This is a genomic window from Streptomyces sp. NPDC096013 (assembly GCF_044763565.1).
GTDB lineage: Bacteria > Actinomycetota > Actinomycetes > Streptomycetales > Streptomycetaceae > Streptomyces.
In genome coordinates this window covers 174,306-197,742 of the sequence record NZ_JBIWGK010000005.1, presented here as the reverse complement: position 1 = coordinate 197,742, position 23,437 = coordinate 174,306, and the positions used below count along the sequence as shown (strand labels likewise).

23 protein-coding genes and 7 tRNA genes are annotated in these 23,437 nt (G+C 70.5%); 20 read left to right on the top strand and 10 right to left on the bottom strand.

The features are described from left to right. The first annotated feature begins 166 nt into the window (after positions 1–166). The 4 genes from ACIRB1_RS19005 to ACIRB1_RS18990 all read left to right on the top strand — a co-directional run bounded on the left by ACIRB1_RS19005 (position 167) and on the right by ACIRB1_RS18990 (position 2,515). Positions 167–442, top strand: a complete 276-nt coding sequence (locus ACIRB1_RS19005) for a hypothetical protein (protein WP_033282228.1) — start codon at positions 167–169, stop codon at positions 440–442. Positions 443–659: 217 nt separating this feature from the next. Beyond that, on the top strand, positions 660–869 hold the full coding sequence (locus ACIRB1_RS19000) for a hypothetical protein (protein WP_033282229.1): 210 nt from the start codon (positions 660–662) through the stop codon (positions 867–869). A gap of 327 nt (positions 870–1,196) precedes the next feature. Then, entirely contained in the window at positions 1,197–2,135 is a 939-nt protein-coding gene (locus tag ACIRB1_RS18995; RefSeq protein ID WP_403466313.1) for a phosphotransferase family protein, read from the top strand. Between the two features lie 80 nt (positions 2,136–2,215). Further along, entirely contained in the window at positions 2,216–2,515 is a 300-nt protein-coding gene (locus ACIRB1_RS18990; protein WP_266767004.1) for a zf-TFIIB domain-containing protein, read from the top strand. A 52-nt stretch (positions 2,516–2,567) separates the two neighbouring features. Here the strand turns inward: ACIRB1_RS18990 and ACIRB1_RS18985 are convergent. The 5 genes from ACIRB1_RS18985 to ACIRB1_RS18965 all read right to left on the bottom strand — a co-directional run bounded on the left by ACIRB1_RS18985 (position 2,568) and on the right by ACIRB1_RS18965 (position 3,024). Next, positions 2,568–2,639 (bottom strand) — tRNA-Val (locus ACIRB1_RS18985). Between the two features lie 34 nt (positions 2,640–2,673). Further along, positions 2,674–2,745, bottom strand: a tRNA-Val gene (locus tag ACIRB1_RS18980). 19 nt (positions 2,746–2,764) lie between these two features. Further along, a tRNA-Val gene (locus ACIRB1_RS18975) sits at positions 2,765–2,836 on the bottom strand. Between the two features lies 1 nt (position 2,837). After that, positions 2,838–2,911: transfer RNA gene (locus ACIRB1_RS18970), tRNA-Cys, on the bottom strand. A gap of 40 nt (positions 2,912–2,951) precedes the next feature. Beyond that, positions 2,952–3,024: transfer RNA gene (locus ACIRB1_RS18965), tRNA-Gly, on the bottom strand. Between the two features lie 179 nt (positions 3,025–3,203). Between ACIRB1_RS18965 and ACIRB1_RS18960 the strand changes: the two genes are divergently transcribed. Genes ACIRB1_RS18960 through ACIRB1_RS18950 form a run of 3 tightly spaced genes read left to right on the top strand, consistent with a single transcriptional unit; the run spans position 3,204 to position 5,940 of the window. Beyond that, a complete protein-coding gene (locus ACIRB1_RS18960; protein WP_403466312.1) occupies positions 3,204–4,247 on the top strand; it encodes a chorismate-binding protein in 1,044 nt (347 codons plus the stop codon). Next, entirely contained in the window at positions 4,244–5,065 is an 822-nt protein-coding gene (locus ACIRB1_RS18955; protein ID WP_403466311.1) for an aminotransferase class IV, read from the top strand. Before ACIRB1_RS18960 ends, ACIRB1_RS18955 begins: the two co-directional genes overlap by 4 nt. A 50-nt stretch (positions 5,066–5,115) precedes the next feature. Beyond that, positions 5,116–5,940 carry a GNAT family N-acetyltransferase gene (locus ACIRB1_RS18950; RefSeq protein WP_403466310.1) on the top strand — a complete coding sequence of 275 codons (825 nt, stop codon included), beginning with the start codon at positions 5,116–5,118 and terminating at the stop codon, positions 5,938–5,940. Between the two features lie 15 nt (positions 5,941–5,955). On the opposite strand, the gene ACIRB1_RS18945 is transcribed toward ACIRB1_RS18950, so the two are convergent. Continuing rightward, positions 5,956–6,477 (bottom strand): DsbA family protein, encoded by a 522-nt coding sequence (locus tag ACIRB1_RS18945; protein ID WP_403466309.1) that lies wholly within the window; start codon positions 6,475–6,477, stop codon positions 5,956–5,958. Positions 6,478–7,660: 1,183 nt separating this feature from the next. Between ACIRB1_RS18945 and ACIRB1_RS18940 the strand changes: the two genes are divergently transcribed. Together ACIRB1_RS18940 and ACIRB1_RS18935 are read left to right on the top strand one after the other, a co-directional pair. Next, positions 7,661–8,104 carry a hypothetical protein gene (locus ACIRB1_RS18940; protein ID WP_352180380.1) on the top strand — a complete coding sequence of 148 codons (444 nt, stop codon included), beginning with the start codon at positions 7,661–7,663 and terminating at the stop codon, positions 8,102–8,104. 202 nt (positions 8,105–8,306) lie between these two features. Beyond that, positions 8,307–8,459 (top strand): hypothetical protein, encoded by a 153-nt coding sequence (locus tag ACIRB1_RS18935; protein ID WP_019059824.1) that lies wholly within the window; start codon positions 8,307–8,309, stop codon positions 8,457–8,459. Between the two features lie 97 nt (positions 8,460–8,556). Here the strand turns inward: ACIRB1_RS18935 and ACIRB1_RS18930 are convergent, their stop codons facing one another. After that, on the bottom strand, positions 8,557–9,117 hold the full coding sequence (locus ACIRB1_RS18930; protein WP_403466308.1) for a CGNR zinc finger domain-containing protein: 561 nt from the start codon (positions 9,115–9,117) through the stop codon (positions 8,557–8,559). Between the two features lie 346 nt (positions 9,118–9,463). Further along, a complete protein-coding gene (locus ACIRB1_RS18925) occupies positions 9,464–9,877 on the bottom strand; it encodes an SsgA family sporulation/cell division regulator (RefSeq protein ID WP_004002642.1) in 414 nt (137 codons plus the stop codon). Between the two features lie 191 nt (positions 9,878–10,068). Between ACIRB1_RS18925 and ACIRB1_RS18920 the strand changes: the two genes are divergently transcribed. The 7 genes from ACIRB1_RS18920 (at position 10,069) to ACIRB1_RS18890 (ending at position 17,583) form a co-directional block, all read left to right on the top strand. Next, the gene (locus tag ACIRB1_RS18920) at positions 10,069–10,533 is read left to right on the top strand and encodes a TIGR02611 family protein (RefSeq protein ID WP_352180382.1); all 465 of its coding nucleotides are present in this window, start codon (positions 10,069–10,071) and stop codon (positions 10,531–10,533) included. Positions 10,534–10,610: 77 nt separating this feature from the next. Continuing rightward, a tRNA-Val gene (locus ACIRB1_RS18915) sits at positions 10,611–10,682 on the top strand. Between the two features lie 346 nt (positions 10,683–11,028). Further along, entirely contained in the window at positions 11,029–12,315 is a 1,287-nt protein-coding gene (locus tag ACIRB1_RS18910; RefSeq protein WP_352180383.1) for an extracellular solute-binding protein, read from the top strand. Continuing rightward, complete coding sequence (locus tag ACIRB1_RS18905) at positions 12,315–13,283, top strand: carbohydrate ABC transporter permease (RefSeq protein ID WP_403466307.1); 969 nt, start codon at positions 12,315–12,317, stop codon at positions 13,281–13,283. Before ACIRB1_RS18910 ends, ACIRB1_RS18905 begins: the two co-directional genes overlap by 1 nt. Beyond that, on the top strand, positions 13,280–14,155 hold the full coding sequence (locus tag ACIRB1_RS18900; RefSeq protein WP_403466306.1) for a carbohydrate ABC transporter permease: 876 nt from the start codon (positions 13,280–13,282) through the stop codon (positions 14,153–14,155). The genes ACIRB1_RS18905 and ACIRB1_RS18900 overlap by 4 nt, the downstream gene beginning before the upstream one ends. Before the next feature lie 4 nt (positions 14,156–14,159). Continuing rightward, on the top strand, positions 14,160–14,750 hold the full coding sequence (locus ACIRB1_RS18895) for a hypothetical protein (RefSeq protein WP_403466305.1): 591 nt from the start codon (positions 14,160–14,162) through the stop codon (positions 14,748–14,750). Between the two features lie 100 nt (positions 14,751–14,850). Further along, a complete protein-coding gene (locus tag ACIRB1_RS18890) occupies positions 14,851–17,583 on the top strand; it encodes a Tat pathway signal sequence domain protein (RefSeq protein ID WP_403466304.1) in 2,733 nt (910 codons plus the stop codon). A 7-nt stretch (positions 17,584–17,590) separates the two neighbouring features. On the opposite strand, the gene ACIRB1_RS18885 is transcribed toward ACIRB1_RS18890, so the two are convergent. Further along, entirely contained in the window at positions 17,591–19,996 is a 2,406-nt protein-coding gene (locus ACIRB1_RS18885) for an SCO7613 C-terminal domain-containing membrane protein (RefSeq protein WP_403466303.1), read from the bottom strand. Between the two features lie 66 nt (positions 19,997–20,062). Here ACIRB1_RS18885 and ACIRB1_RS18880 point away from each other — a divergent pair, with 66 nt between their 5' ends. After that, entirely contained in the window at positions 20,063–20,509 is a 447-nt protein-coding gene (locus tag ACIRB1_RS18880; protein WP_352180389.1) for an SRPBCC family protein, read from the top strand. 53 nt (positions 20,510–20,562) lie between these two features. After that, positions 20,563–20,634: transfer RNA gene (locus tag ACIRB1_RS18875), tRNA-Val, on the top strand. Between the two features lie 54 nt (positions 20,635–20,688). On the opposite strand, the gene ACIRB1_RS18870 is transcribed toward ACIRB1_RS18875, so the two are convergent. Next, positions 20,689–21,417: a 3'-5' exonuclease gene (locus tag ACIRB1_RS18870; protein WP_352180390.1), complete on the bottom strand. Its 729-nt coding sequence runs from the start codon at positions 21,415–21,417 to the stop codon at positions 20,689–20,691. Positions 21,418–21,599: 182 nt separating this feature from the next. Here ACIRB1_RS18870 and ACIRB1_RS18865 point away from each other — a divergent pair, with 182 nt between their 5' ends. Then, a complete protein-coding gene (locus ACIRB1_RS18865) occupies positions 21,600–22,166 on the top strand; it encodes a DUF4365 domain-containing protein (protein WP_019059792.1) in 567 nt (188 codons plus the stop codon). After that, positions 22,163–23,395, top strand: a complete 1,233-nt coding sequence (locus ACIRB1_RS18860; RefSeq protein WP_352180391.1) for a hypothetical protein — start codon at positions 22,163–22,165, stop codon at positions 23,393–23,395. The genes ACIRB1_RS18865 and ACIRB1_RS18860 overlap by 4 nt, the downstream gene beginning before the upstream one ends. Positions 23,396–23,437: the final 42 nt, after the last annotated feature.

Genomic DNA, 23,437 nt, shown 5'->3' with positions numbered 1-23,437 from the left:
AGCTTACGTTTCCACGGCCGCCCGCGCGCAAAGGCCGCGCCCTCTCGGCCCGACGGATTGTCAGTGCCGGGTGGGAAACTTGAAGAGTGGTCAGAGGCGTTGCGAGCAGCAGGACTTCACATCCCCTCGGACCCCAACCAACCATCACAGAAGGGGGATTGAGCGCGTGAAGGGTGATCGCGTCGAGATAGTGGTGGACGCAGGCGACACCACACGTACCTACGAGGTGGTGGCGAGCAGGGCGGGCCGCCGGGTGGAGACGGCGGTGCGCAGAGGGGTGGTGGAAGTGAGCGAAGTCACCCGCAGTGGCTCCGTCGTCCGTACGGCCCGGTTCATGGCGACCAGGGTCCTCGCCCTGGTCGAGCAGCCGGTCCCGCGCGAGGACAGCTCAGAGAAAGCGGGGCACACCGGACTCCCCCTCCGGGAAGACCCCGAGACCTAGGAGCCGGTCTCCACCCAGGGGAGTAGTTCGCAGGTCATCGCTCATCCTCCGGGAGGCCCGCCAATCGGTACGAGGGCATGACGACCCGCGCCCGCCGCACGCCTAGATTTGAGGTCAAGCGGCGGGTGCAGCACTCGTCCCCCGAGGTCAGACACCCGCCGCTGCCAAAGCAAAGACAACAGAGTTTGGTCAACGGAGCACGGTCAGGAGAGGGACCATGGCCCACACGGCACCGCGGGCATTGATCCGCACCGAGGGACGCAAGGCGTACAACGCGGCGTTCCGCACCCGCCGCACGGGCCGTCGCCACCCACTGGTGGCGACCTTGATGGCACTTCCCCTGGCGGTCCTGCTCCTGGTCGTCTTCGACGGCTGGGAGACCGTGGCCACACAAGCGTCGTCCGTGGGAGTGATGCTGGGGCGCTGAGCGGCGACCCCAGGCCCGGAAGAGCGGTCCGGGCGGGGACATCCACCCATGAAACCCCGTGGGGACGGGGGTGCGGCGGACGGCAAAAAAAGCCGGCGCAGCTGGGGAGCTGCGCCGGCTTTGCTTTGCCCTGAAACCCCTCGGGCGGAGCGCCCCCAAGGGGTGCGGGGCCCGGGTGCGGGGCCGTATCGACAAGCGGTGCCACCGCGTGGGCGCGACCACCCCATCGGATCGGGCCCGCGCTGAACCACGTGCACAACCCCGCCGAGCCCCCGAATCCCCATTGCGTACGCTCCCGACGAGAGCCGCACGACCCCGGGGGACCCCATGACCGCCCACCACCTGCTACCCGACCTGACGGCCCGGGCCACAGCCACCGCACACACCCGAACCCCCGCCTGCCCCTGCGGAACCACCACCACCCTCACCGACCGCCCCGACGGCACCGTCGTCCGCCACGAATCCACCGTCGCGAAGGCCCACGCCCCGAGCACGGACCCCACCGACCTCGCCGCCCGCCTCACCACGGCCGCAAGCCTCCCCACCCTCCTCCTGCCCCCACTCACCCCCGCCCCCCTCCACCTGCACGACCGCCTGGTGACGTGCTGGCCCTACGGCACCCCTGTGGACCCCGACGACCCCGACGCCGCCCCCTGGGAAGCCGCAGCCACCCTCCTCGCCCGCCTGCACCGCACACCACCCCCCACCCCCCTCCCGCCCATGCGGGGCCCCCTCAAGGCACTCCGAGCGATCACCAGGCTCCGCGAGGCCGCCCCCCACCCCGCCGCCGCCCCCGTCCTGCACGCCTGGACGCTGCTCCCCGCCTGGGCCCGCGCGGAGGCACCCCAGCCCGACACCACCACCCTCTGCCACGGCGACCTGCACCTCGGCCAGCTGGTCCGCCACCCGGCCCCCGACGGCCCGTGGCTCCTGATCGACGTCGACGACATGGGCGTGGGCGTCCCCGCCTGGGACCTCGCCCGCCCCGCCGCCTGGTACGCCTGCGGGCTGCTGCCGCCCGACGAATGGGCCCGCTTCCTGAACGCCTACCGCACGGCGGGCGGCCCGGCGGTCCCCACCACCGGCGACCCCTGGCCCGCTCTGGACATCCCGGCCCGCACCCTCACCGTGCAGACCGCCGCCCACGCCGTCGTCAAGGCGGTCACGGCGGACCGTCCGCTGGACGAGGTGGAGCTGGCGGTCGTGGACGCGTGTGACCGAATGGGTTCCGTACCGCCCGAGTTGGCGCCCGGATTCGCGAAGTAGGGTGCAACCGACCGGGGTCGGACGGAGTCTGTCCTGGGGAAACACCAAGATGTACCGATGGGCGAGGAGTTGAGCCGAGCATGCAGTGTCCGAAGTGCCATGCGCCGATGCACACGTACAACCGCAACGGTGTCCAGATCGAACAGTGCAGCAACTGCCGGGGGATCTTCCTCGACTACGGCGAGCTGGAGGCGCTGACCCGCGTGGAGTCCCAGTGGCAGCAGCCCGCCCCGCCGCCCCCGGGCCCGCAGGGCTACCCTGCCCCGTCCGCGCCCGCCTGGGGCGCCCCGCACGGCGGCGGTCACGGCGGTGGCCACTACGGCGGTCACGGCGGCCATCACCGCCACAAGAGCTTCGGCCACATGCTGTTCTCCAGCTGACCGGCACACGAAGAAGCCCCCGGACGCGGAGAGCGCCGGGGGCTTCGGTGTGTGGACGATACTGGGATTGAACCAGTGACCTCTTCCGTGTCAGGGAAGCGCTCTCCCGCTGAGCTAATCGTCCTCGGGACCACGATCCGCGGATCATGGGCGGTGCGTGCGCGATACTGGGATTGAACCAGTGACCTCTTCCGTGTCAGGGAAGCGCTCTCCCGCTGAGCTAATCGCGCGGGGATCCTCGCGGACCAGTGGACGATACTGGGATTGAACCAGTGACCTCTTCCGTGTCAGGGAAGCGCTCTCCCGCTGAGCTAATCGTCCTTGGAGGTGGAGACGGGATTTGAACCCGTGTAGACGGCTTTGCAGGCCGTTGCCTCGCCTCTCGGCCACTCCACCAGGAGTGCGGGGGTTCGGGAAGATCCCCCACTTTCCTGCGAGCGGACGACCAGGTTCGAACTGGCGACCTCAACCTTGGCAAGGTTGCGCTCTACCAACTGAGCTACGTCCGCTTGTCGTTTCCGCTCGGCTTGCGCGTCGCGGCGACGAGTTGAACTCTAGCGGATTCCGGGGCCAGCACAAAAACGCGTTTGTGCAGCGTGCTGGCCTGCGTCTACGGGAACACATGGTCAGGGCAGCCGCGGGGACACGGCCGGGCAACCTGTGAGACACCCGCCATAGACTCGACGGCGTGTTCCACCTCGCCCCTCTCGCCCGTTTCGGCGGCCGTGTCGCCACCGGTCTCCTCGATGTCACCAGCGACCCCGCGGCCCTGGACTCCACCGGCTTCTGGGCGGTCGCGGCCGACTTCGAGGGCCGTCTGACCTGCGCCCGCTTCCGGGACGTACGCGAGGAACCGGTTCCGCCCCCCGTCGCCGGAGCCTGGCACGGCCCCGCGACCGACGCCTGGATCTCCTCCCTCGACCGTGCCGCCTACACCGCGGGCGTCCGCCGTATCCGGGAGCACATAGCGGCCGGCGAGGTCTACCAGGCCAACCTGTGCCGCGTCCTGTCGGCACCGATCGCCCCGGACGCGGACGTCGACGCCCTCACCGCCCTGCTCGCGCGCGGCAACCCCGCGCCGTACGCAGGAACGATCCGGCTGCCCGATCACGGCGTCGAGCTGGCCACCGCCTCGCCCGAACTCTTCCTGCGTCGCACCGGGCGGGTCGTCGAGTCGGGGCCGATCAAGGGCACCGGGCGGACAGAGGCGGATCTGCTGGAGAAGGACTTCGCCGAGAACGTGATGATCGTGGACCTGGTCCGCAACGACCTCGGCCGCGTGTGCGCGACGGGAACCGTAACCGTGCCGGACCTGTGCGTGGTGGAGAAGCACCCGGGGCTGGTCCACCTGGTGTCCACGGTCCGGGGCGAGTTGCCCGCGGACGCCGGCTGGCCGGAACTGCTGACCGCCGCGTTTCCGCCCGGGAGTGTCACCGGAGCCCCCAAGTCCAGTGCCCTGCGCATCATCGACGCCCTGGAGACCGCGCGCCGGGGGCCCTACTGCGGGGGCGTCGGCTGGGTCGACGCGGACCGTGGCGTGGGCGAACTGGCCGTAGGAATCCGGACGTTCTGGGTCGACCGCGCGGACGGCATGCTCCGGTTCGGTACCGGCGCGGGGATCACCTGGGGCTCGGACCCCGAGGGGGAGTGGCGGGAGACCGAGCTGAAGGCGTCACGGCTGCTCGCGGTAGCGTCGGGCGCGTACGAGGTGAGCGGAGGGGCTCTTTCATGAAGATCTGGCTGGACGGCGGGTTGCAGGACACCGAGACCGCCCGTGTCTCCGTCTTCGACCACGGACTGACCGTGGGCGACGGCATTTTCGAGACGGTGAAGGCGACGGACGGCAAGACGTTCGCGCTGACCCGTCATCTCGACCGGCTGACCCGTTCCGCGCGCGGCCTCGGGCTGCCCGACCCGGACCTTGACGAGGTCCGCCGCGGCTGCGCGGCCGTCCTCGACGCCAACCCGATGCCGTTCGGCCGCCTGCGCATCACGTACACCGGCGGCCACGGCCCGCTCGGCTCCGACCGCGGCGAGCACGGCCCGACCCTCGTGGTGGCCCTCGGCGAGGCGAAGCGCCGCCCCGACTCCACGGCCGTGGTCACGGTCCCCTGGACCCGCAACGAGCGCGGCGCCCTCACCGGCCTCAAGACGACGTCGTACGCCGAGAACGTCGTCGCGCTCGCCCGCGCCCACCAACACGGCGCGTCCGAGGCCCTGTTCGCCAACACGGTCGGCCAACTCTGCGAAGGCACGGGGTCGAACGTCTTCGTCGTCCTCGACGGCGAGATCCACACCCCGCCGGTCACCTCCGGCTGTCTCGCGGGCATCACCCGGGCCCTGACCGTCGAATGGACCGGCGCCAAGGAGACCGACCTCCCGCTCGACGTCCTGGCACACGCCGACGAGGTCTTCCTCACCTCCTCGCTGCGGGACGTACAGGCCGTCCACCTGGTCGACGAACGCCAACTCCCGGGCACAGCGGGCCCGGTGACCGCCAAGGCCATGCGCGTCTTCGACGAGCGGTCGGGCGACGACCTTGATCCGTAGCCGCCGTTAATGGGCTGACCTGGGGCTCGGGTCCGGGTAGAACTCCCTTGATGACTACGACCCTGCGGCCGACCGAGCCGCTTCAGCAGGAGGCCGACGGGACCCGTTCGCGCCGCTATCAGGTGTGTGTGAACAGCCGTCCCGTCGGCGCGATACACCTCGGTACGAGTCCGTTCTTCGGCGATGCGGTGGCCCAGATCAGGGACCTGCGCATCGAGGAGCCGGACCGTCGGCGCGGCCGGGGCACGGTGGCCGCGCTCGCCGCCGAGGAGGTGGCGCGGGGCTGGGGCTGCGAGCGGATCGAGGCGTCCGTGCCCGCGGAGGCGGAGACGGCGCTCAGGATGGCGACCAACCTCGGCTACGTCGTCCGCAACCGCCACATGGAGAAGCCCCTCGGCGACACCGCGCCCGAACTCCCCGCGGGAAGCCGGAGCCGGCCCATGACCCAGGAGGAGTACGGCCCGTGGGAGAGCCTCGGGACGGAGAACTTCATCCTGAGCTGGACCGAGCGCGGGGTGCCCGAGGCCGAGGCCCGGACCAGGGCGCTTCAGGGCAACGCCGATCTGCTCCCCGACGGATTCGCCACCCCGGACATGCACTTCAGCGTCCTGGAACACGAGGGCACCCGGGTGGGCACGCTCTGGACCGGCCCCCGCGAGGGCAAGGCCTTCGTCTACGAGGTCGAGGCCGACGCGCGTCATCGGGGCAAGGGCCACGGCCGCACCCTGATGCTCCTGGCCGAGGCACAGGGCGTCGCGGCAGGGCTGCCGACCATCCGGCTGAACGTCTTCGCGGGCAACACCCCCGCCGAGCGGCTCTACGAGTCACTCGGCTACGAGACCGTCACCTACCACCTGTACAAGAGCCTGCTCTGACGCCTGCCCCGGGACTCACTCGCCCCCGGTTTCGGCGAGCAACCGGTCGGCGATCTCCTCGATGCGGGCACGCAGCCCGTCCTGGCTCTTGCCGCCGTCGAGGCGTTCGCCGCCGATGACATAGGTCGGGGTGCCGGTCACGCCGATGGCCTTGCCCTCGGCCTGGTCGGCGTCGACGATCAGGATGTGCCGGCCGTCGATCAGCGCGGTGTCGAACTCCTCGGCGTCCAGCCCCAGTTCGGCGGCCACCTCGACCAGGAAGGGTTCTCCCTTACGGTCCAGCTCCCCGACCCGCCCGAGCACGGCCTCGACGTACTCCCAGCCCCGCCCCTGTTCCACGGCCTCCTCGGCGGCCTGCGCCGCGGCGAACGCGTGCTTGTGCTTCTCCAACGGGAAGTGCCGCAACCGCACCTCCAGCCGGTCGCCGTAGCGGGCCCGCAGGGCGCGTACATCGTCCAGGGCGGTGTCGCAGTCCGGGCACTGGAGCTCGCACCAGACGTCGAGGACGGGGGTGCGCACGGAGGGGAGGTCACTCATGCCACCAGTCTCCCAGCCCCGCTACCCCGTCCCCAACCGGGACCACGGGGCGCACGCGAACGCCACCGACCGTCCCCTACGGCCTGCATCCGTACGACGCCGACCGGCACCTGCGGAGGATGCGACCCGGAGATGTCCCTGATGTCCGCCCGAGGCATGGCCTCCCGGGGACCCGACGGTGCAGGATGGAAGAAACGAAGCACAACCTGCTCGACGGGGACGCTCCGACGGACGGGACGCCTTGATCGACCGGGGTGTGCCTGCTCGACGGGGTTGCCTCGACCGGTGGGGATGCTTCGGCTGGACGGGACGCGCGCCTGGTTGGCTGGTGCGTGTCCGGCTGGTTTGGGTGTGTCTGCTGGACGGGGTTGCCTCGATCGGCGGGGATGGCCTGGCTGGACGGGACGCGCGCCTGGTTGGCTGGCGCGTATCCGGCTGGCTGGGGTGTGTTTGCCGGACGAGGACGCCTCGATCGGCAGGGATGGCCCGGCTGGACGGGATGTATGCCTGGCTGGCTGGTGCGTATCCGGCTGCCTGGGGTACCTGCTCGACCGGGTTGCCTCGATCGGCGGGGTTGCCCCGGCTGGATGGGACGCGCGCCTGGCTGGCTGGTGCGTGTCCGGCTGGCTTGGGTGGGTCTGCCGGACGGGGATGCCTCGACCGGTGGGGATGCTCCGGCTGGACAGGACGCGCGCTTGACTGACTGGCGCGTTCCGGATCAGACGGCCGCCCTGGTCGATCGGGAACGCTCCGACCGGACAGGCCGCGCCTGACCGACCGGGACGTGTCTGCCCGGTGGGGACGGCTTGGCCGACCAGGACGCTCCTGGTCGTTGGGGCGTGCCCGCCCGACTGGGACACCCTGACCGACCGAAGCGTGCCCGATCGGCCGGGACATGCCGAACCGACCGGAACGCGCCGGACCACCTGGCTCGCTCCGACCGACCGACGGTCCCGACCAACCGGCTCGCTCCGACCGACCGTCCCGACCACCCGGCCCGCTCGGACCGACCGAGCGTCCCGACTGACCGCCCCGACCAACCGGCCCGCCCCGACTGACCGAGCGTCCCGGCTGACCAACCGGCCCGCCCCGACCCACCGGGACCGGCCCCGCACCACCGGAGCCCGCCCGACCCGGGCGTGCTTCGCCGAGATCTGCCCGACGGACCTGCCTGGAGGACCGGATGATTGCCGAGACCGTCTGTTCCGCTGTCTCCGCGGCCGGCCTGGGCATCGCGGCCGTCACGGCGTACCGGAAGCGTTTTCTCTCCGCCGCCCGCATCGCCGCGTACTCGCTGGTGCCCGTCGGCCTGGTGATGACCGGGGTCGTCGGCTGGGTGGCCGACACCGCGTTCAGCCCCACGGCCTGGGCCGGCTTCGTCGTGCTGGGTGGCGCCTGGCTGCTCTTCATGGGCACCCGTGCCGTGGAGCGCCGTCGCGGCGGCACCCGCAAGGAGCGCAGGGCCGCCCGTGACTCCGCGCAGCCGGACGCGGTGGCCCCGGCAGCCTCCGCCCCCTCCCTGGGCCCGGCCAAGCGCCCCGCGACCCGGCCGGCGGCGACGCCCCGCGCGCAGAGCGGTGACGACTTCAGCGACATCGAGGCGATCTTGAAGAAGCACGGCATATGAAGAAGCACGGCATATGACGGCCGGACCGGACCGGGACTGAAACGACCCGGGACTGAAACGACACAGAGTGAGCTCGGTAGGCCGGTAAGCGTTCAGGACTCGACGCGACTCGAAACGGACAACACGGAATTCAGCGAACTCCCTCTCTTTTCGGGCGTGTTGATCGCGTAGGGGGTCTCCGCTGCGTCATCATCGCGGCGAGATGCTGGACACGACACAGAGCGACGCCGCGCCGCCGAAGGACGAGCCGCGCGGGTGCCTTTTCGCCCTTTCCCAGCCACCGCTGATGATCTTCCTAGCGGTGATCGGGTGTCTGCTGCTCATGGCCTCGCTGCACGACCTGCTGATGCTGTGAGCCGTACTCGTGGTCCCCGACGTCACCCGTCGGGGGCCGCGACCTCATCGAGACACGAGAGACGAAACCGAGAAGCGAGTGACGCCGGCGCCGGGTGTCAGCCCGCCGCCTCCTTGCGCCGTGCCCGGTACGCGGCCACATGCAGCCGGTTTCCGCAGGTGCGGCTGTCGCAGTAGCGGCGCGAGCGGTTCCGGGAGAGATCGACGAAGGCACGCCGGCAGTCGGGGGCCTCGCAGCGGCGCAGCCGCTCCTGCTCACCGGCCACCACGAAGAACGCAAGCGCCATCCCGCAGTCCGCGGCGAGATGGTCGGCGACCGAGGCGCCGGGCGCGAAGTAGTGCACATGCCAGTCGTAGCCGTCGTGGTCCGTGAGCCGGGGTGTGGTGCCCGCGGCGGCGACCAGGTCGTTGATCAACCCGGCGGCGGTCCGGGGGTCCGGGGCCGAGAAGACCGAGGCGAACCGCCCGCGGATCTTGCGCACGGCAGAGAGGTCGAACTCCGACAGCACCCCGACATCGCTGATCTCGTGGTTTCGTACGAAATCCGCGAGCAGCGCGACATCCTGTAGTCCGTCCGGCGCCGCGGCGTCCTCCGGTGCGGTGTTCACCAGATCGACCACGGTGTCGAGGGCGCACCGGGTGTCGTGGGTGATCAGCACGTTTCGCTCCCTGGCCTGGGGGTCGGGCGGGCGCCCGCCGATGCTGGCCGATGGTAGTGGCTTCCCGGAGGGTCGCCCCCTGTCTCTGAGAACGGGACCGCGCCCCGCACGGTTCCCCGGATCACGGAGAGTCGCGCGACGGGTCACGGAGAGCCGCGCGACGCATCACGGAGAGTCGTGTCGTGCAGTGAGAGACGGAGAGTCGCGCGAGCGCGGCGAACACGCACCGGCGCCGCCCCGCGACGAATCGCGGCGACGGCGCCGGTGTATGCCCTATGCGGTTGTCTAAGCCCGAGCCGTCTCCCCGAGTTCGGACGGCGCCGGGCGGCTTGGTCGGGACCTCGCGCTAGCTCTCCGCCAGGATGTGCGACAGCTCCTGATCCAGGTCGAAGTGCCGGTGCTCCGTGCCGGGTGGCACGGCGGCGTCCGTCCGCTTGAGGAAGGACTCCAGGGCCCGCGCGGGAGCCTCCAGCAGGGCTTCGCCCTCAGGAGAGCTCAGTGCGATGCAGACGACGCCCTGACCGTGACTACGGGATGGCCAGACTCGGACGTCGCCGGTACCGGTGGGCCGGTGGAGGCCCTCCGCGAGAAGGTCGCGGGCGAACACCCACTCGACGGTCTCCTCGGCTCCGGTGTGGAAGGTGGCGTGCACGGCGTAGGGGTCGGCCGTGTCGTACCGCAGGCCTGCGGGGACAGGCAGGGATGACTCGCTCGACACAACGAGGCGCAGGTGCAGCTCGCAGCTGACCGTGGTGTTCATAAGCGCCAGGGCCTTTCGCTCAGTGTGCGCTCGGGGATTCGCACGTCGGCGAAATCGACATGCCACCTACGGTGCCGTTGTAAACCCCTCTGAGTGTTTTGCGTGCCTTTACGTAACTCTTCCGGCCGAGAGCTCGATCGCTTCGCGGGGCCATTCCGGTGACTGGTTTCCCTCGGGTAGGGTTTGTCCGTATGAATACGGGGAGTGACGAGCCGGGTGAGGTCGCCGTGGCGTCCGAAGGGGCGAGCGACGAGACGCGAGCGGACGGGGCGCGGGACGAACAGGGGCTCGGTTCCAAGGCGCCGGAATTCGTCAAGGCACGCCGCGCGCTGCATGTGAGCTGGCAGGTCGGCGTCTTCGTGGTCGGCCTCGCGGTCGTGGTCGCCGGCATCATCATGCTGCCGCTGCCGGGACCCGGCTGGGTCGTGATCTTCGGCGGCATGGCGATCTGGGCGACGGAGTTCGTCTGGGCCCAGCTGGTGCTCCGCTGGACCAAACGCAAGGTCACCGAGGCGGCACAGCGCGCGCTCGACCCCGCGGTGCGCCGCCGGAACATCGTCCTGACGTCGATCGGCCTGGTGATCGTGATCGCCCTGGTCGGTGTCTATGTGTGGAAGTTCGGGGTCGTGATGCCCTGGAAGATCAAGGATCAGTGACCGGCTGAGGGTGTCCGGGTGGCTTCCCGCGCTGGTCGGGGCACCCGCTGACATGGGGTAATGTTCTCCGTGCGCCCGGGCGATTAGCTCAGTGGGAGAGCGCTTCGTTCACACCGAAGAGGTCACTGGTTCGAACCCAGTATCGCCCACCCGGACCGACGGCCCGCCTGTGATCCACAGGCGGGCCGTCGGCGTTCGCGCCCCGTGCACCGCACGGTCGACTCCCCGTCGCCCAGGTGTTTTTCGGCCGCCCGCTGCCCGAGTGCCGCAGGCCGCTTTCTGTTCGGCCGGCCGATCACGTGCGCCTCACCTGCGGGTGTCCGTCCGGTTGCCCTCGCCACGCGCCCGCTGGTGCCGTCGTAGCGCCCGGCGGGGCCGTGAGAAATTCCTGTCCGAATCATTGACGCACCCCGAGGGCCTCCGTAACTTGTGCCAGCAAGCGCTTACTTGAAACGATTCATGCAGGTGGCAACGATGCTACGGGGAGGGCCCATCATGGGAACCGGCACGAATGTGGAGAGGCGTACGGTCCTCAAGGCGGCGGGGGTCTCGGCGGTCACGCTGGGGCTGGCCGCGACGGGGTGCGGTGGGAACGACGGGACCGCCGCGGACGGGACGGTGACGATCCGTTACTCGTGGTGGGGTGCCGAGGAGCGGGCGAAAAAGATCAATCAGTCCATCGCGCTCTTCGAGAAGAAGTATCCGAAGATCAAGGTGAAGACGGACTTTCAGGACTATCCCTCTTTCTGGGAGAAGTTCCAGACGCAGGCCGCGGGCGGAAATCCGCCGGACGTATTCCAGAACGCCGTCGGATTTCTTCGGAAGTACGACAAGAGAGGCGTCCTGCTCGATCTCCGATCACAGATCGACGCGGGGAATCTGAGCCTCGATCACTTCCGTACGGGCGTCACGAAGGTGGGCGAGGTCGACGGCAAGCAGCTGGGAATTCCGGTCGGTTCGAACACCATGGCGCTGGTCATCGACAAGAAGGTCTACGAGAGAGCCGGCGTCGACCCCACGGCGGGCTGGACCTGGGACGAGTACTTCAAGGCCCTCAAGACGATCCACGACAAGACCCAAGTACCCGGGGACACCGGCTACTTCAGCATCATGTACCTGTACGACCTCTACCTCCGGCAGAACGGCAAGGCCTTCTTCACCAAGGATGGCCTGGGTTTCGAGGAGTCGGATCTGACGGAGTGGTGGACGGACGGGTACGGCCGCGTGAAGGCCGGGATCGTCACCTCCCCGAAGGTCGTCGCCCAGGACACCCCCAAGTCCTCCCTCTCGGCCGGGCACGGCGCCTCGGAATTCACCTGGGACAACTTCACCGTCCGCTACTCCGCCGAGGGCACCAGCACCTACGGCCTCGCCCCGATTCCCACCACCGACGGCAAGGACACCGGCCAGTACCTGGCGTCCCTGATGCTCAGCGGCTCGGCACACACCAAGCACCCCAAGGAAGTCGCCCAGTTCATCGACTTCATGGTCCACGACCCCTCGGTCGGGAAGATCATGGGCTACGACCGGGGCATCCTGGCGACCACCGACCAGTACGACGCGTTCAAGCCGACCGATGCCGTACAGAAGGAGATCGCCCAGTACGAGGTGGACACCGCCAAGGCCGGTGTCCTTGGGACGATCACCCCGCACCCGTCCGGCGCCGACACCGCCGAGTCCGCCTTCCTCCGCATCGGCGGGGACATGGCGCTGGGCAAGACCAAGGTCGCCGACGCGGTCAAGCAGTTCTTCTCCGAGGCGCAGGCCGCCTTCTCCGCCTGATGGGAACCGCCGTGACGCTCGTCAAGGACGCTCCGCCCGACGCTCGGCCGACCCGCCCCACCGCCCCCGCCGACCGGAAGCGGCGGGGGCGCCGGGAGAACCTCGCCGGCTACCTCTTCATGTCCCCGTGGATCGCCGGCTTCCTGCTGCTGACCGCCGGACCCATGGTCGCCTCCCTCTACTTCGCGTTCACCGACTACAACCTCTTCGACAGCCCGAAGTGGATCGGCTTCGACAACTTCACCCGGATGTTCAACGACCCCCGGTGGCAGAAGTCGGTCGAGGTGACGGCCAAGTACGTCGTCATCGGCACCCCGCTGAAACTCCTCCTCGCCCTCGGCGTCGCCATGCTGCTCGCCCAGAGCCGCCGCGGCCAGGCCCTCTACCGGGCCGCCTTCTACGCCCCCTCGCTCATCGGCGCGAGCGTCTCGATCGGCTTCGTCTGGCGGTCGCTCTTCTCCGACGGCGCCGTCGTGGACCGTACGCAGTCGCTCTTCGGCTCGCACGTCGGCGGCTGGGTCGGCGACCCCGACTGGATCCTCTACTCCCTGGTCGCGCTCACCGTCTGGCAGTTCGGCGCGCCGATGGTCATCTTCCTCGCCGGGCTCAAGCAGGTCCCGAGGGAGCTGTACGAGGCCGCCGCGATGGACGGGGCCGGGCCCTTCCGGCGGTTCTGGAACATCACGCTGCCGATGATCTCCCCGGTGCTGTTCTTCAACGTGCTGCTGGAGACCATCCACTCCTTCCAGATCTTCGGCTCGGCCTACGTCGTCTCCAACTCCCAGTGCGGACCGGCCGACGCCACGCTCGTCTACACCTGTTACCTCTACCAACAGGGCTTCAAGAACGCCCAGATGGGCTTCGCGTCCGCGATGGCCTGGATGCTGCTGCTCGCCGTGGCGCTCGTGACGGCCGTCCTCTTCTGGTCGCAGAAGAAGTGGGTGCACTACGAGGAGGACGTCCGATGAGTGCCGGCACCGTCACGAAATCGCCGGGTCTGGGGCGCAAGCGCACCGGCTCGCTCGTCTGGCACGTCGGCGCGCTGGCCGTCCTCGCCGTCGTCCTCTACCCGGTGCTCTGGGTCATCGGCGCCTCGTTCAAGCCGAGCAAGGACGTCATCAACAGCCTCCAGCTCTTCCCCGGCCACCCGATCCTCGCCAACTTCAAGGGCCTGACCAAGGGCATCGCCGACATCTCGATCTGGACGTTCTTCCAGAACTCCCTTTTCTACGCCCTGGGTTCGGTCGTCGGCATCCTCGTCTCCTGCTCCCTGACGGCCTACGCCTTCGCCCGCATCCGGTTCGCGGGCCGCAACCTGCTCTTCTCGCTGATGATCGGCACCCTCCTGCTGCCGTACCACGTGCTGCTGATCCCGCAGTACGTGATGTTCCAGAAGCTCCAACTGGTCAACACCTACGTCCCGTTGCTGCTCGGCAAGTACCTGGCGACCGAGGCCTTCTTCGTCTTCCTCATGGTGCAGTTCATGCGGAACCTGCCGAAGGAACTGGACGAGGCCGCCCGGCTCGACGGCTGCGGACACCTGCGGATCTACTGGTCGATCGTGCTGCCGCTGTGCCGGCCCGCGCTCATCACCAGCGCGATCTTCACCTTCATCAACGCCTGGAACGACTTCATGGGCCCGCTGATCTACCTCAACGAGCCCGGCAAATACACGGTTTCGCTGGGCCTGATGATGTTCCGCGACTCCGACGGCGTGGCCGCGAACTACGGCGGCATGATCGCCATGTCACTGGTCGCGCTGCTGCCGGTGCTGCTGTTCTTCCTCGCCTTCCAGCGGTATCTGATCGACGGCATGGCGACCTCCGGACTGAAGGGCTGAGCCGGTGGCCGAAGCACGCGTGAAGGCGCGCAGGGAGTCGGTCCTCGCCGAGCGGTTCGGGGTCTTCGCCGAATGTCTGCTCACCGGGGTGTGGATCGCCGTCGCCTCGGCGGGAGTGGTCACCTACCCCGCCGCGTTCGCCGCCGGGGCACGCCACTTGAGGCGCCGTACCGGTCATGTGGGCGGTGGCTGGCGGGAGTTCGTCGCGGACTTCCGTACGGCCGTGCGCGGCGGGTGGGTCGTCGGGGTCGCCGGGTGGGGCGTGGTGGCCGCCGTGTGGGTGGACGTCCAGGCGGTGCGGGCCGGGCTGCCCGGGGGGCAACTGGTGGGGGCCGCAGGGGTGTTCGCGCTGCTCGGGACCGTCGTCGCCGGGTTGCGCGCGGCGGCGGTGTGGGGGCCGGGGGACACCTGGCGGGCGCTGCTCGGCGCGGCCGGGCGGCGTACGGTCCTCGACCCGGCCGGTTCCTTCCTGCTCGTCGGCGGGCTGGTCCTCGTCGGCTGTTCCGCCCTGTTCATCGCGCCGTTGGCGGTCCCCGTGCTCGGGGCCGTCGCCGCGGCGGCCGTCGCCGTGGAGGAGCGGTACCGGCACCGCTGACGCACGAGGTCGGCGCGGTTGCCCGGAGCGCCGCGCCGTGATCTGTCATGCCCCTGACCGTCTGCACATGACGAACGTTTCCCGCACGGAAAGGACAGCCATGTCTCCCATTCCCCGCAGGTCCCTGCTCAAGGCGGCGGCCGTCGCCGGAGCCGCCGCGCAGTTCAGCTGGGTGCTAGGGGCGAAGGACGCCCGGGCCGCGACCGGAGCGGCGGCCGACGGCGACCCGGTGACCCTGGACTGGCTGGAGGACGGCGGGCTCGGCGCCGCGCCCGGTTCGACGGTCGGCGTGCCCTGGCCGATGGGCACCTACCAGGAGGACCAGACCTTCGCGCTGACGGACGCCGAGGGCGCGGCCGTGCCGGTGCAGTCCTGGCCGCTCGCCTACTGGCCCGACGGATCACTCAAGTGGACCGCCCACGCGGTGAGTTCGGGCTCCGGCAAGCTCACCCTCACCGCCGGGGACACCGCCGCCCCCGACAAGAAGGTCACCGTCGACAGACGCGGCGGCACCATCGACGTGTCGACCGGGGTCATCACCGCGAAGATCGGCCAGAACGGCTCCACCCTCATCAAGTCGGTCACCCGGGGCTCCACCGAGATCGCCAGGAACGGCCGGCTCGTGCTCATCCGGCAGCCCGAGATCGAGGACGAGGACCAGGGCACGGTGAAGACCGAGCGCTTCGACGGGACGATCGGCGAGGTCACCGTCGAACAGGACGGCCCGGTACGGGCGGTGGTCCGCATCGACGGCAAACACCGCAAGGGCGGCCGGAGTTGGCTGCCGTTCTCGATCCGCCTCTACTTCTACGCGGGCGCCGACTCCTTCCGCATGGTCCACACGATCACGTTCGACGGCACGGTCGAACCGGGCAAGGCATCCGGCGACTTCATCCGCGGGCTGGGCGTCCGCTTCACCGTGCCGATGCGCGACGCGGCCTACGACCGCCACATCCGCATCGGCGGTGAGGGAACCGGCCTGCTCCGCGAGGCGGTCCAGGGCATCACGGGCCTGCGCCGCGACCCGGGCGCGACCGTCCAGGCCGCCCAGTACGCAGGGCAGAAGCTCGCCGACACCTCCACCTGGGACCAGCGCGTCACGAGCCGCCTCCCGCACATCCCCCAGTGGGGCGACTACACCCTCTCCCAGCTCTCGGCCGACGGCTTCACCCTCCGCAAGCGCACCACCAAGGGCCACGGCTGGATCCCCGCCGGCGGTGGCGGACACGCCTCCGGGTTCGGGTACGTCGGCGGGGCGAGCGGCGGATTCTCCTTCGGGCTGCGGGACTTCTGGGAGAAGTTCCCCGCGCAGCTCGACATCCGCGACGCCCACACCGACGAGGCCGAGGTCACCCTCTGGATCTGGTCACCCGAGGCCCAGCCGATGGACCTGCGCTTCTACCACGACGGCATGGGCCAGGACACCTACGCCAAGCAGCTCGACGGCCTGGAGATCACCTACGAGGACTACGAACCCGAGTTCGGCACCCCGTACGGCATAGCCCGCACCTCCGAACTCCTCTTCTGGGCCAATGAGTCGACCCCGTCGGCGGAGGCGCTCGCCCAACAGGTCGACGCTGTGCGGGTGTTGCCCCAACTGGCGGCACCGCCCGCCCAGTTGATCAAGTCCAAGGTCTTCGGCCCCGGCCTCTACTCCGAACCCGACCGCTCCACCACCGCCAAGGCGAGGATCGAGGACCACCTCGACTTCCTCTTCACCTACTACAAGGACCAGGTGGCGCAACGCCGTTGGTACGGATTCTGGGACTACGGCGACTTCATGCACTCGTACGACGCCGTGCGCCACCAGTGGCGGTACGACATCGGTGGCTACGCCTGGGACAACTCCGAGCTGTCGCCCGACATCTGGCTCTGGTTCGCGTACATCCGCTCGGGCCGCTCGGACATCTTCCGCTTCGCCGAGGCACTCACCCGGCACACCGGCGAGGTCGACGTCTACCACCTGGGCCAGTGGGCGGGCCTCGGCACCCGGCACGGTGTCCAGCACTACGCCGACAGTGCCAAGCAGCAGCGCATCGCCAACACCACCTACCGGCGGTACTACTACTTCCTCACCGCCGACGAACGCGTCGGCGACCTCATGGCCGCCAACGTCGACTCCGACGAGACCTTCCTCGTCCTCGACCCCATCCGCAAGATCCGCACCGAGCCGTACACCCCCGACCGGCACGCCCTGTCGATCGGCTTCGGCACCGACTGGAGCGGCCTCGTCTCGGCATGGCTCACCGAGTGGGAACGCAGGGGCCCCAAGTGGGAGAAGGCCAAGGCACGCGTCCTGTCGACGATGGAGACCATCGCCGCCCAGCCCAACGGATTCGTACAGGGCAGCGGCCTCTACGACCTCGACACCGGCAAGTTCGCCGTCGCCACCGCGCCCGTGGTCTCCGTCTCGCACCTCTCGGCCGTCTTCGGTCTCAACGAGCTGTGCGCGGAGCTGATCCACCTCGTCGACATGCCCAAGTTCAAGGAGGTGCACCTGGATTACTGCCGCTACTTCAACGCCTCCAAGACCGAACAGGCCGCCCGCTACGGCTCCAACTTCGGCACCCTGCTCCTCTTCCAGGGCCACTCACGCCTCGACGCCTACGCCGCCGTCCAACTCGACGACGCGACGCTCGCCAAGCGCGCGTGGACGAAGTTCTACGGCTCGGACGGCTACACGGAGTCCTCGCCGTGGAAGACGGAACCGCTGACCGGCCCGATGACGCTGGTGCCGGGCGCCGAGGCCGCGTGGGTGTCCTCGAACGACACCGCGCTCTACGGCCTCGCCGCCATCGAGAACCTGGCCCTGCTCGGCGACAAGATGCCCTAGCCCAGGGCTAGTTCATCCGCCCCAGCACCTCCCGTACTCGCCGGGCGTCCCGGATCCGCTGCTCGTACGTCGCGCCGAGTGCGAGCAGCAGGAGTCCGGCGAGGGCGGGCGGCGCCCAGCGCGGCAGCGCGCCGACCACCTGGGCGAGATACGGGGCGAGTTCGTGCAGCGCGTCCAGGACGAGCGTGCCGCCGCCGAGGGCGAGCGGTGCCTGGAGGCGGTGCCGCGCGCCGAGCAGCGTGACGGCCAGCGCGGCCGTGCCCAGCAGCAGCGGGCGCGTCCAGTGCGCGTCGGACCAGGCCGAGAGGAGACTCGGGACGAGCGTCGCGGCGAGCCCGGGGCCGTAGGCCGTCCAGGACGGGACGTTCGGATCGCGGCGCCTGCGCAACGCGCCCACCAGCAGCGCCGGGACGGTCACCGGCAGCGTGTACGCCTCGGGGCTGCCGACGTTCCATGCGGACAGCCGCACCCACATCGCCAGGACGAACAGGGCGGCGGCCAGGTAGCCGACGGCGCGTCGGTCGGGCCGTACCGCCGTGCCCGCCGCGATCACTCCGCACAGGGCCAACACCAGCGCGAACATGGGCAGTTCGGGGGCGGAGAGGCTGATCGCGACCACCCCCGCGACCGCGCCCGTGATCTCGACGGACAAGGTGGTGCGGGCGTCGCCGATGCGCGCCGCGAGCACCGCGGCGGCCACCGGTACAGCCAGCACCAGCAGCGCGATGTGCTCCGGCCGCCAGTCCAGGGCGGCCCCCGTGGCGCAGGCGAGGGCCGTGGCGTAGGCGAGGGAGGCCGCGGCCGAAGCCGGTGCGAGCCGGCCGCGCCAGGTGGCCGACGCGAACACGGCGGTCAGGGAGGCCAGTACGGCGAGCGTCGCCGGTTCCGTGGCCAGGGAGAGGGCGGCCAGAGAGAGGGAGGTGGCCAGGGCGAGGAGCGTGGCGGTGCGGTGTGCGAGGGCGAGCAGCGCGACGATCATGAGGCCCTGGATCAACAGGCCGACACCGTAGGGCAGTTGGAGTGTCGTGGGGATCGTGAGCGCTGTCGCCCAGGTCAGGGTGAGGGCGGCGGTCAGTGCGCGGGGACGCCATTCGGTGGAGCGGAGCGTCGAGGCGAGTACTGCCGCAACCGCCGCCAGAACCAGGGGAGTCGCGGCTGTGTGTGCCGGCCAGAAGGCGTCCGTCGTCGCCGCGTCACGGGCGTCGGCCGGGGCGCCGGACCAGACGTGTGTCATCCAGGCGACCGGGCCGAACAGGGTGACCGTGGTGGCCGGGAGCGCCCACAGCACCGCGCTCGCCTGGACGGCGGCGGAGGCCCAGCCGAGGCCGTGGCGCACGGACTCGGGGAGCCGGCCCCGGACCAGCGCCAACAGGGCGATGCCGCACACCAGATAGCCCGGCACCGTCCAGTCGGCGGGCAGTGTCGCGCGCAGCATGCCGCCGAGCGCGACGACCACGGACAGGCCACCGACCGCCGCCGCGCCCGTCCGGAGCCGTACGTCCGAGGCGAGCCGGCCGGCGCCGAACGCGCCCGCCGCCGCGAGGGCGAAGAGTGCCGCCGCCCGTGCGGCAGCACCCGGAGCGGTTGCTTCCAGGGAGAGTTGACCGGCCGCGAGCACACCCCAGGCGCCCATGGTGAACGCGCCGACAGTGGCGACGAGGCGAACTGCCCTGGGAGAGACCCGGAACGCGAGAACCATGTCGAGCACGGAGGTCAGCAGCAGCGCCGCCGTGATCGTGTGCGGGCCCCCGCCGGCCGCGATCGCCCAGAGCAGCAAGGGAAGTTGGGCGACCGCGAGCGCGGCGGGGAGGGGGAGGAGAAGGGTCGGTGAGGACGCCTTCACGCCGGGGAGCATCGGGAGTGCCAGGCCGTACGCCGTCCACAGCACGGTGAGGACGGTCGCCGCCGCTGCCGCGAACGTGACGCCGTCGCCTGCCGGGAACGCGGCCTCGTGCAGCGCGTAGGCGTCCAGCACCGTCAGGGCGAGGCCGAGGCCCGCGAGCGATTCGGCGGTGGAGCGCAGTCCCCGCCGCAGGAGGGCGACGGGTGCGCCGAGGGCCGCCAGGGTCACCGCGGCGAGCACGAGCGCCCGGCCCGTGATGCCCATGCTTCCCCAACTGACCAGCGTGAAAGCGATCGCCGCGAGGGTGAGCAGGATGCCGCCGAGCAGGAGCAGCACGTTCTGCACGCCCGGCGCGGTGGTCTCCGGGCGGGGCGGGGCAGGGGGCGGCGGCATCACGGGGGCGGGCGGCCCCGACTGGAGCACGGTCAGCAGCCAGGCCCGCCGGTGCAGCAACTGCGTGCGGCGGGCGTCCAGTCGGTACAGCTCGGCGTCGAGGATCCGCAACTCGGCGGCCGGCGGCGGGATGTGCGTCATATCCCGGAGTGTGCTGGCCGTCACGCCGTAGGACATGAGCGCGCGTACTCACCACGTACTCAGGTTCCGGGAGACGGGCGCTCGGCTGGGCAGACTTCCGGCATGGACTGGACGCACTACCGATTCCGCGCCCGGTGGGCCCTGCCCGCGCCGCCCGCCGTCGTGTATCCGCTCCTGGAGCGGGCCGAGGACTATCCGCGCTGGTGGCCGCAGGTGCGCGCGGTCGACCAGATCGACGACACGACCGGCGTCATCAGCATCCGCGCGAGCCTGCCGTACGTGCTTACCTTCACGGCGCGCGAAGTGCGGCGCGATCCCGCCGCCGGGGTGCTGGAGATCGCGATGACCGGTGACCTGGAGGGCTGGGCACGCTGGACGCTCACCGCCGAGGGCTCCGGCACGCTGGCCCGTTACGACCAGGAGGTCGACCTGAACCGGCCCTCGCTCAGGCGGTTCGCCGCGGTGGGACGGCCGGTATTCCGGTTCAACCACACGCTGATGATGCGGGCCGGACGGCGCGGGCTGCTCGCGCACCTGGCAGCGGTCTGACGGAAGCGGTTTGAAGGAAACCGGCGGGGGCCTGTATTGTTCGGTGCGTTCCCGGGCGATTAGCTCAGTGGGAGAGCGCTTCGTTCACACCGAAGAGGTCACTGGTTCGAACCCAGTATCGCCCACCGGGAAAGGCCGGTCCGCAGCAGCGGACCGGCTTTTTTGCTGGCCCGAACCCGCTAGGCGGCCTCCGCCGTCAGGTCCGGGCGCAGGGGCCACGACTGGTCCACCGGCTCCGGTGTGCCGCTGCGCGCGAACCACGCCTGGAGGCCGCGCGCCTGGGCCGCGTGCCAGGTCGACTGAAGGGTGTGCAGTTCGGCGGGGGACAGGCGCTCCAGGCGGGTCGCGAAACGTCGGCCCAGCGCCCGTACGACCTCCAGGGAGGCCAGCGCGTCCGCGCCCGCGTCGTGCGCGCCCTCCAACTCGACGCCGTAGTGCGCGCACAGGTCGGTCAGGGTGCGGCGGCCCTTGCGGTAGCGGTCCAGGTGCTTGTCCAGGACCCGGGGGTCCAGCACCCGCAGCGGCGTCGTCCGGAACCAGTGCTCCAGCGAGGTCGCGCGATGGCGGCGCAGCTCGCGGTCCAGCAGGGTCAGGTCGAACGGCGCGTTCATCACCACCAACGGCCGCCCCATCGCGGCCTGTTCGGCCAGCTCGTCGGCTATCTCGTGCATCACCGGCGCCGGCCAGCGGCCGTTGCGCTGAAGATGCTCATCCGTCAGACCATGGATCGCCGTCGCCCCGGCCGGCACCGGCACCCCCGGGTTCACCAGCCACCGGACCGCCCGCGGGCGGGTACCGGGGGCGTCCTGGACGACAACGGCGGCCGACACGATCCGGTCGGTCTCCACATCCACGCCCGTGGTCTCCGTGTCGAACGCGGCCAACGGGCCCTCGTACCAGCACGTCATACGTACACAACTCCTCGTTCACCCACGGCAGCTGACGCACCGTCTTCTGCCTGTTTGGTGATACCCGGGCTGTTTGCGCCGTACGCCGGAAGGACACAACAGGAGTGCGGGTCTTTGCAGTTCAGCGACCCGGAGCAGACATTCGGCACCACCATTCACCTGAACTCGGAAGGCTTTTGGCCATGGTGATAGCGCAGCCCGAGCGGGGCGGGCTGCTGCCCGAACGGACGGCACCCCAGCGCGGATCGCTCGCCACCACCGCCTGCATGGAGACATTGCAGGTGGGCTATCTGCACGCCGTCGCCGCCGCGGCCGGCTGCTCGCTGTCCCAGCCGTTCCCGGACAACGGCATCGACTGGCACGTCAGCCATGGCTCGCCCGGGCACACGGTGGACGACGAGGTCACGATAAAAGTGCAGCTCAAGTGCACTTACCAGATCCCGCCGAATCCGCCGGGACGTTCCTTCTCCTTCACGCTCGACAACGACCACCTGCGCAAGCTCGCCCGCACACCGGTCTCGGTGCACAAGATCCTCGTCGTGATGCTCGTCCCGCGTTCCCAGGACGACTGGCTGCGCGCCAGCCACGACCGGCTCGATCTGCGGCACTGCTGCTACTGGGTCAACCTCGCCGGTCACGCGATCACCGGCAGGACCCGGACCACCGTGCGGATACCGACCTCGCGCATCTTCGACGACCGGGCGCTGTGCGAGATCATGACGCGGGTCGGGACGGGAGGCAGGCCATGAGGCACCGCTCGGTCGAGGAACACCTGCGGACGGTACGGCCGCACCCCGTCGACCCCACCTCCTGGGAACGGCCCCCGGAGCCCGACCAGGTCGACCCCGCCGTCCTCGGCGCCCTGCTGCGCCGGCACGGCTGGCAGCGACGCGGCGGAGCGCCCGGACGGTACGGCCGCTGGACCCCACCCGGGCCCGGCGGCTCCGGCACCAGCCTCCTGGTACCCGAGAGCCGGGCCTTCCCCGACAGCGACGACCTCCTCGGCGAGGCCCTCGTCGCACTCGCCCGCAGCAACACCCCCTCCGCCCGCGAGGTCCTCGTCGGCCTCGCCGTACCGAGCGACGAGATCCGCTGGTGGCGGGACATCCCGACCGGCCCCGCGGGCGCCGCGTCCTGGACCGTCGAGGAGCAACTCCGCGCCGCCGCACGGCAGATGCTGCTCGCCGCCGCACTCGCCACCCGCGCCCGTGCCGGCTATTACGGCGCCCGCCACCGCCGCCCCGCCGCCGCCTCCCTCGAACACGTCCTCGTCGGCTCCGCGCCCGGCGGCCGTCAACTCACCGCGTTCGTCCCGGTCGAGACCGGCCGCGCCCTCGCCGTACGCCTCCACCAGGCCCTGTACGCCACCCGCGAGGCCATCGACTACGAGCGGGCCACCGGCGGCATGGACGCCTTCGACGCGGCCGTGGAAGCGGGCGTGAGCCGGGAGCTGGCCGAAGCCGTCGTCGCGCTCGTGCGCGGTACGGAGGGGGCCCGGATCGCCGTCGAGTGGGCGCCCGGCGCGGGTGTCCCCGAGGGCTGTGCCGCGCCCGCCGAGGCCGTCGAGTTCTCGCCCGGCGACCTGCCCGTGCTGCGCGCCGCCGGGGCCCGCTATCTGCGCGAGGAACCCAGCATGCCCGTGCGCGTCACCGGCACGGTGGTGCGGATGCGCCGGTCGGGACCGCGCGGCGAGGGCACCGTACGGATGCAGGTGATCGCCGGCGCCGAGGTCGGGCACGTCCGGATGACGCTGGACGAGGAGTCGTACCGGATAGCCGGGCACGCCCACCTCGTCGGGCTCCCGGTGCGGGTGCACGGGCGGCTGGAGAGCCGGGGCGGATTCCGGCGGCTGACCGGCGCCTCCGGGGTCGTACCCGTGCAGGTGGACGAGGCGGAGCGGGACCGGCTGATGAAGTCGATCCAGGGGCACGAGGAAGGCACTGCCTTCTTCGAGGAGGCGTGCGGCGGGGAGGAGTGAGGGAGGACCGGGCGAGAGGGGAGCGGGGGCGACCGTTTCGCG

Coding starts and splice junctions, on each gene's coding strand:
- ACIRB1_RS19000 (WP_033282229.1), top strand. CDS start 660: ATGGCCCACACGGCACCGCGGGCATTGATCCGCACCGAGGGACGCAAG.
- ACIRB1_RS18995 (WP_403466313.1), top strand. CDS start 1,197: ATGACCGCCCACCACCTGCTACCCGACCTGACGGCCCGGGCCACAGCC.
- ACIRB1_RS18990 (WP_266767004.1), top strand. CDS start 2,216: ATGCAGTGTCCGAAGTGCCATGCGCCGATGCACACGTACAACCGCAAC.
- ACIRB1_RS18955 (WP_403466311.1), top strand. CDS start 4,244: ATGAAGATCTGGCTGGACGGCGGGTTGCAGGACACCGAGACCGCCCGT.
- ACIRB1_RS18950 (WP_403466310.1), top strand. CDS start 5,116: ATGACTACGACCCTGCGGCCGACCGAGCCGCTTCAGCAGGAGGCCGAC.
- ACIRB1_RS18945 (WP_403466309.1), bottom strand. CDS start 6,477: ATGAGTGACCTCCCCTCCGTGCGCACCCCCGTCCTCGACGTCTGGTGC.
- ACIRB1_RS18940 (WP_352180380.1), top strand. CDS start 7,661: ATGATTGCCGAGACCGTCTGTTCCGCTGTCTCCGCGGCCGGCCTGGGC.
- ACIRB1_RS18935 (WP_019059824.1), top strand. CDS start 8,307: ATGCTGGACACGACACAGAGCGACGCCGCGCCGCCGAAGGACGAGCCG.
- ACIRB1_RS18925 (WP_004002642.1), bottom strand. CDS start 9,877: ATGAACACCACGGTCAGCTGCGAGCTGCACCTGCGCCTCGTTGTGTCG.
- ACIRB1_RS18920 (WP_352180382.1), top strand. CDS start 10,069: ATGAATACGGGGAGTGACGAGCCGGGTGAGGTCGCCGTGGCGTCCGAA.
- ACIRB1_RS18910 (WP_352180383.1), top strand. CDS start 11,029: ATGGGAACCGGCACGAATGTGGAGAGGCGTACGGTCCTCAAGGCGGCG.
- ACIRB1_RS18905 (WP_403466307.1), top strand. CDS start 12,315: ATGGGAACCGCCGTGACGCTCGTCAAGGACGCTCCGCCCGACGCTCGG.
- ACIRB1_RS18900 (WP_403466306.1), top strand. CDS start 13,280: ATGAGTGCCGGCACCGTCACGAAATCGCCGGGTCTGGGGCGCAAGCGC.
- ACIRB1_RS18890 (WP_403466304.1), top strand. CDS start 14,851: ATGTCTCCCATTCCCCGCAGGTCCCTGCTCAAGGCGGCGGCCGTCGCC.
- ACIRB1_RS18885 (WP_403466303.1), bottom strand. CDS start 19,996: ATGTCCTACGGCGTGACGGCCAGCACACTCCGGGATATGACGCACATC.
- ACIRB1_RS18880 (WP_352180389.1), top strand. CDS start 20,063: ATGGACTGGACGCACTACCGATTCCGCGCCCGGTGGGCCCTGCCCGCG.
- ACIRB1_RS18870 (WP_352180390.1), bottom strand. CDS start 21,417: ATGACGTGCTGGTACGAGGGCCCGTTGGCCGCGTTCGACACGGAGACC.
- ACIRB1_RS18865 (WP_019059792.1), top strand. CDS start 21,600: ATGGTGATAGCGCAGCCCGAGCGGGGCGGGCTGCTGCCCGAACGGACG.
- ACIRB1_RS18860 (WP_352180391.1), top strand. CDS start 22,163: ATGAGGCACCGCTCGGTCGAGGAACACCTGCGGACGGTACGGCCGCAC.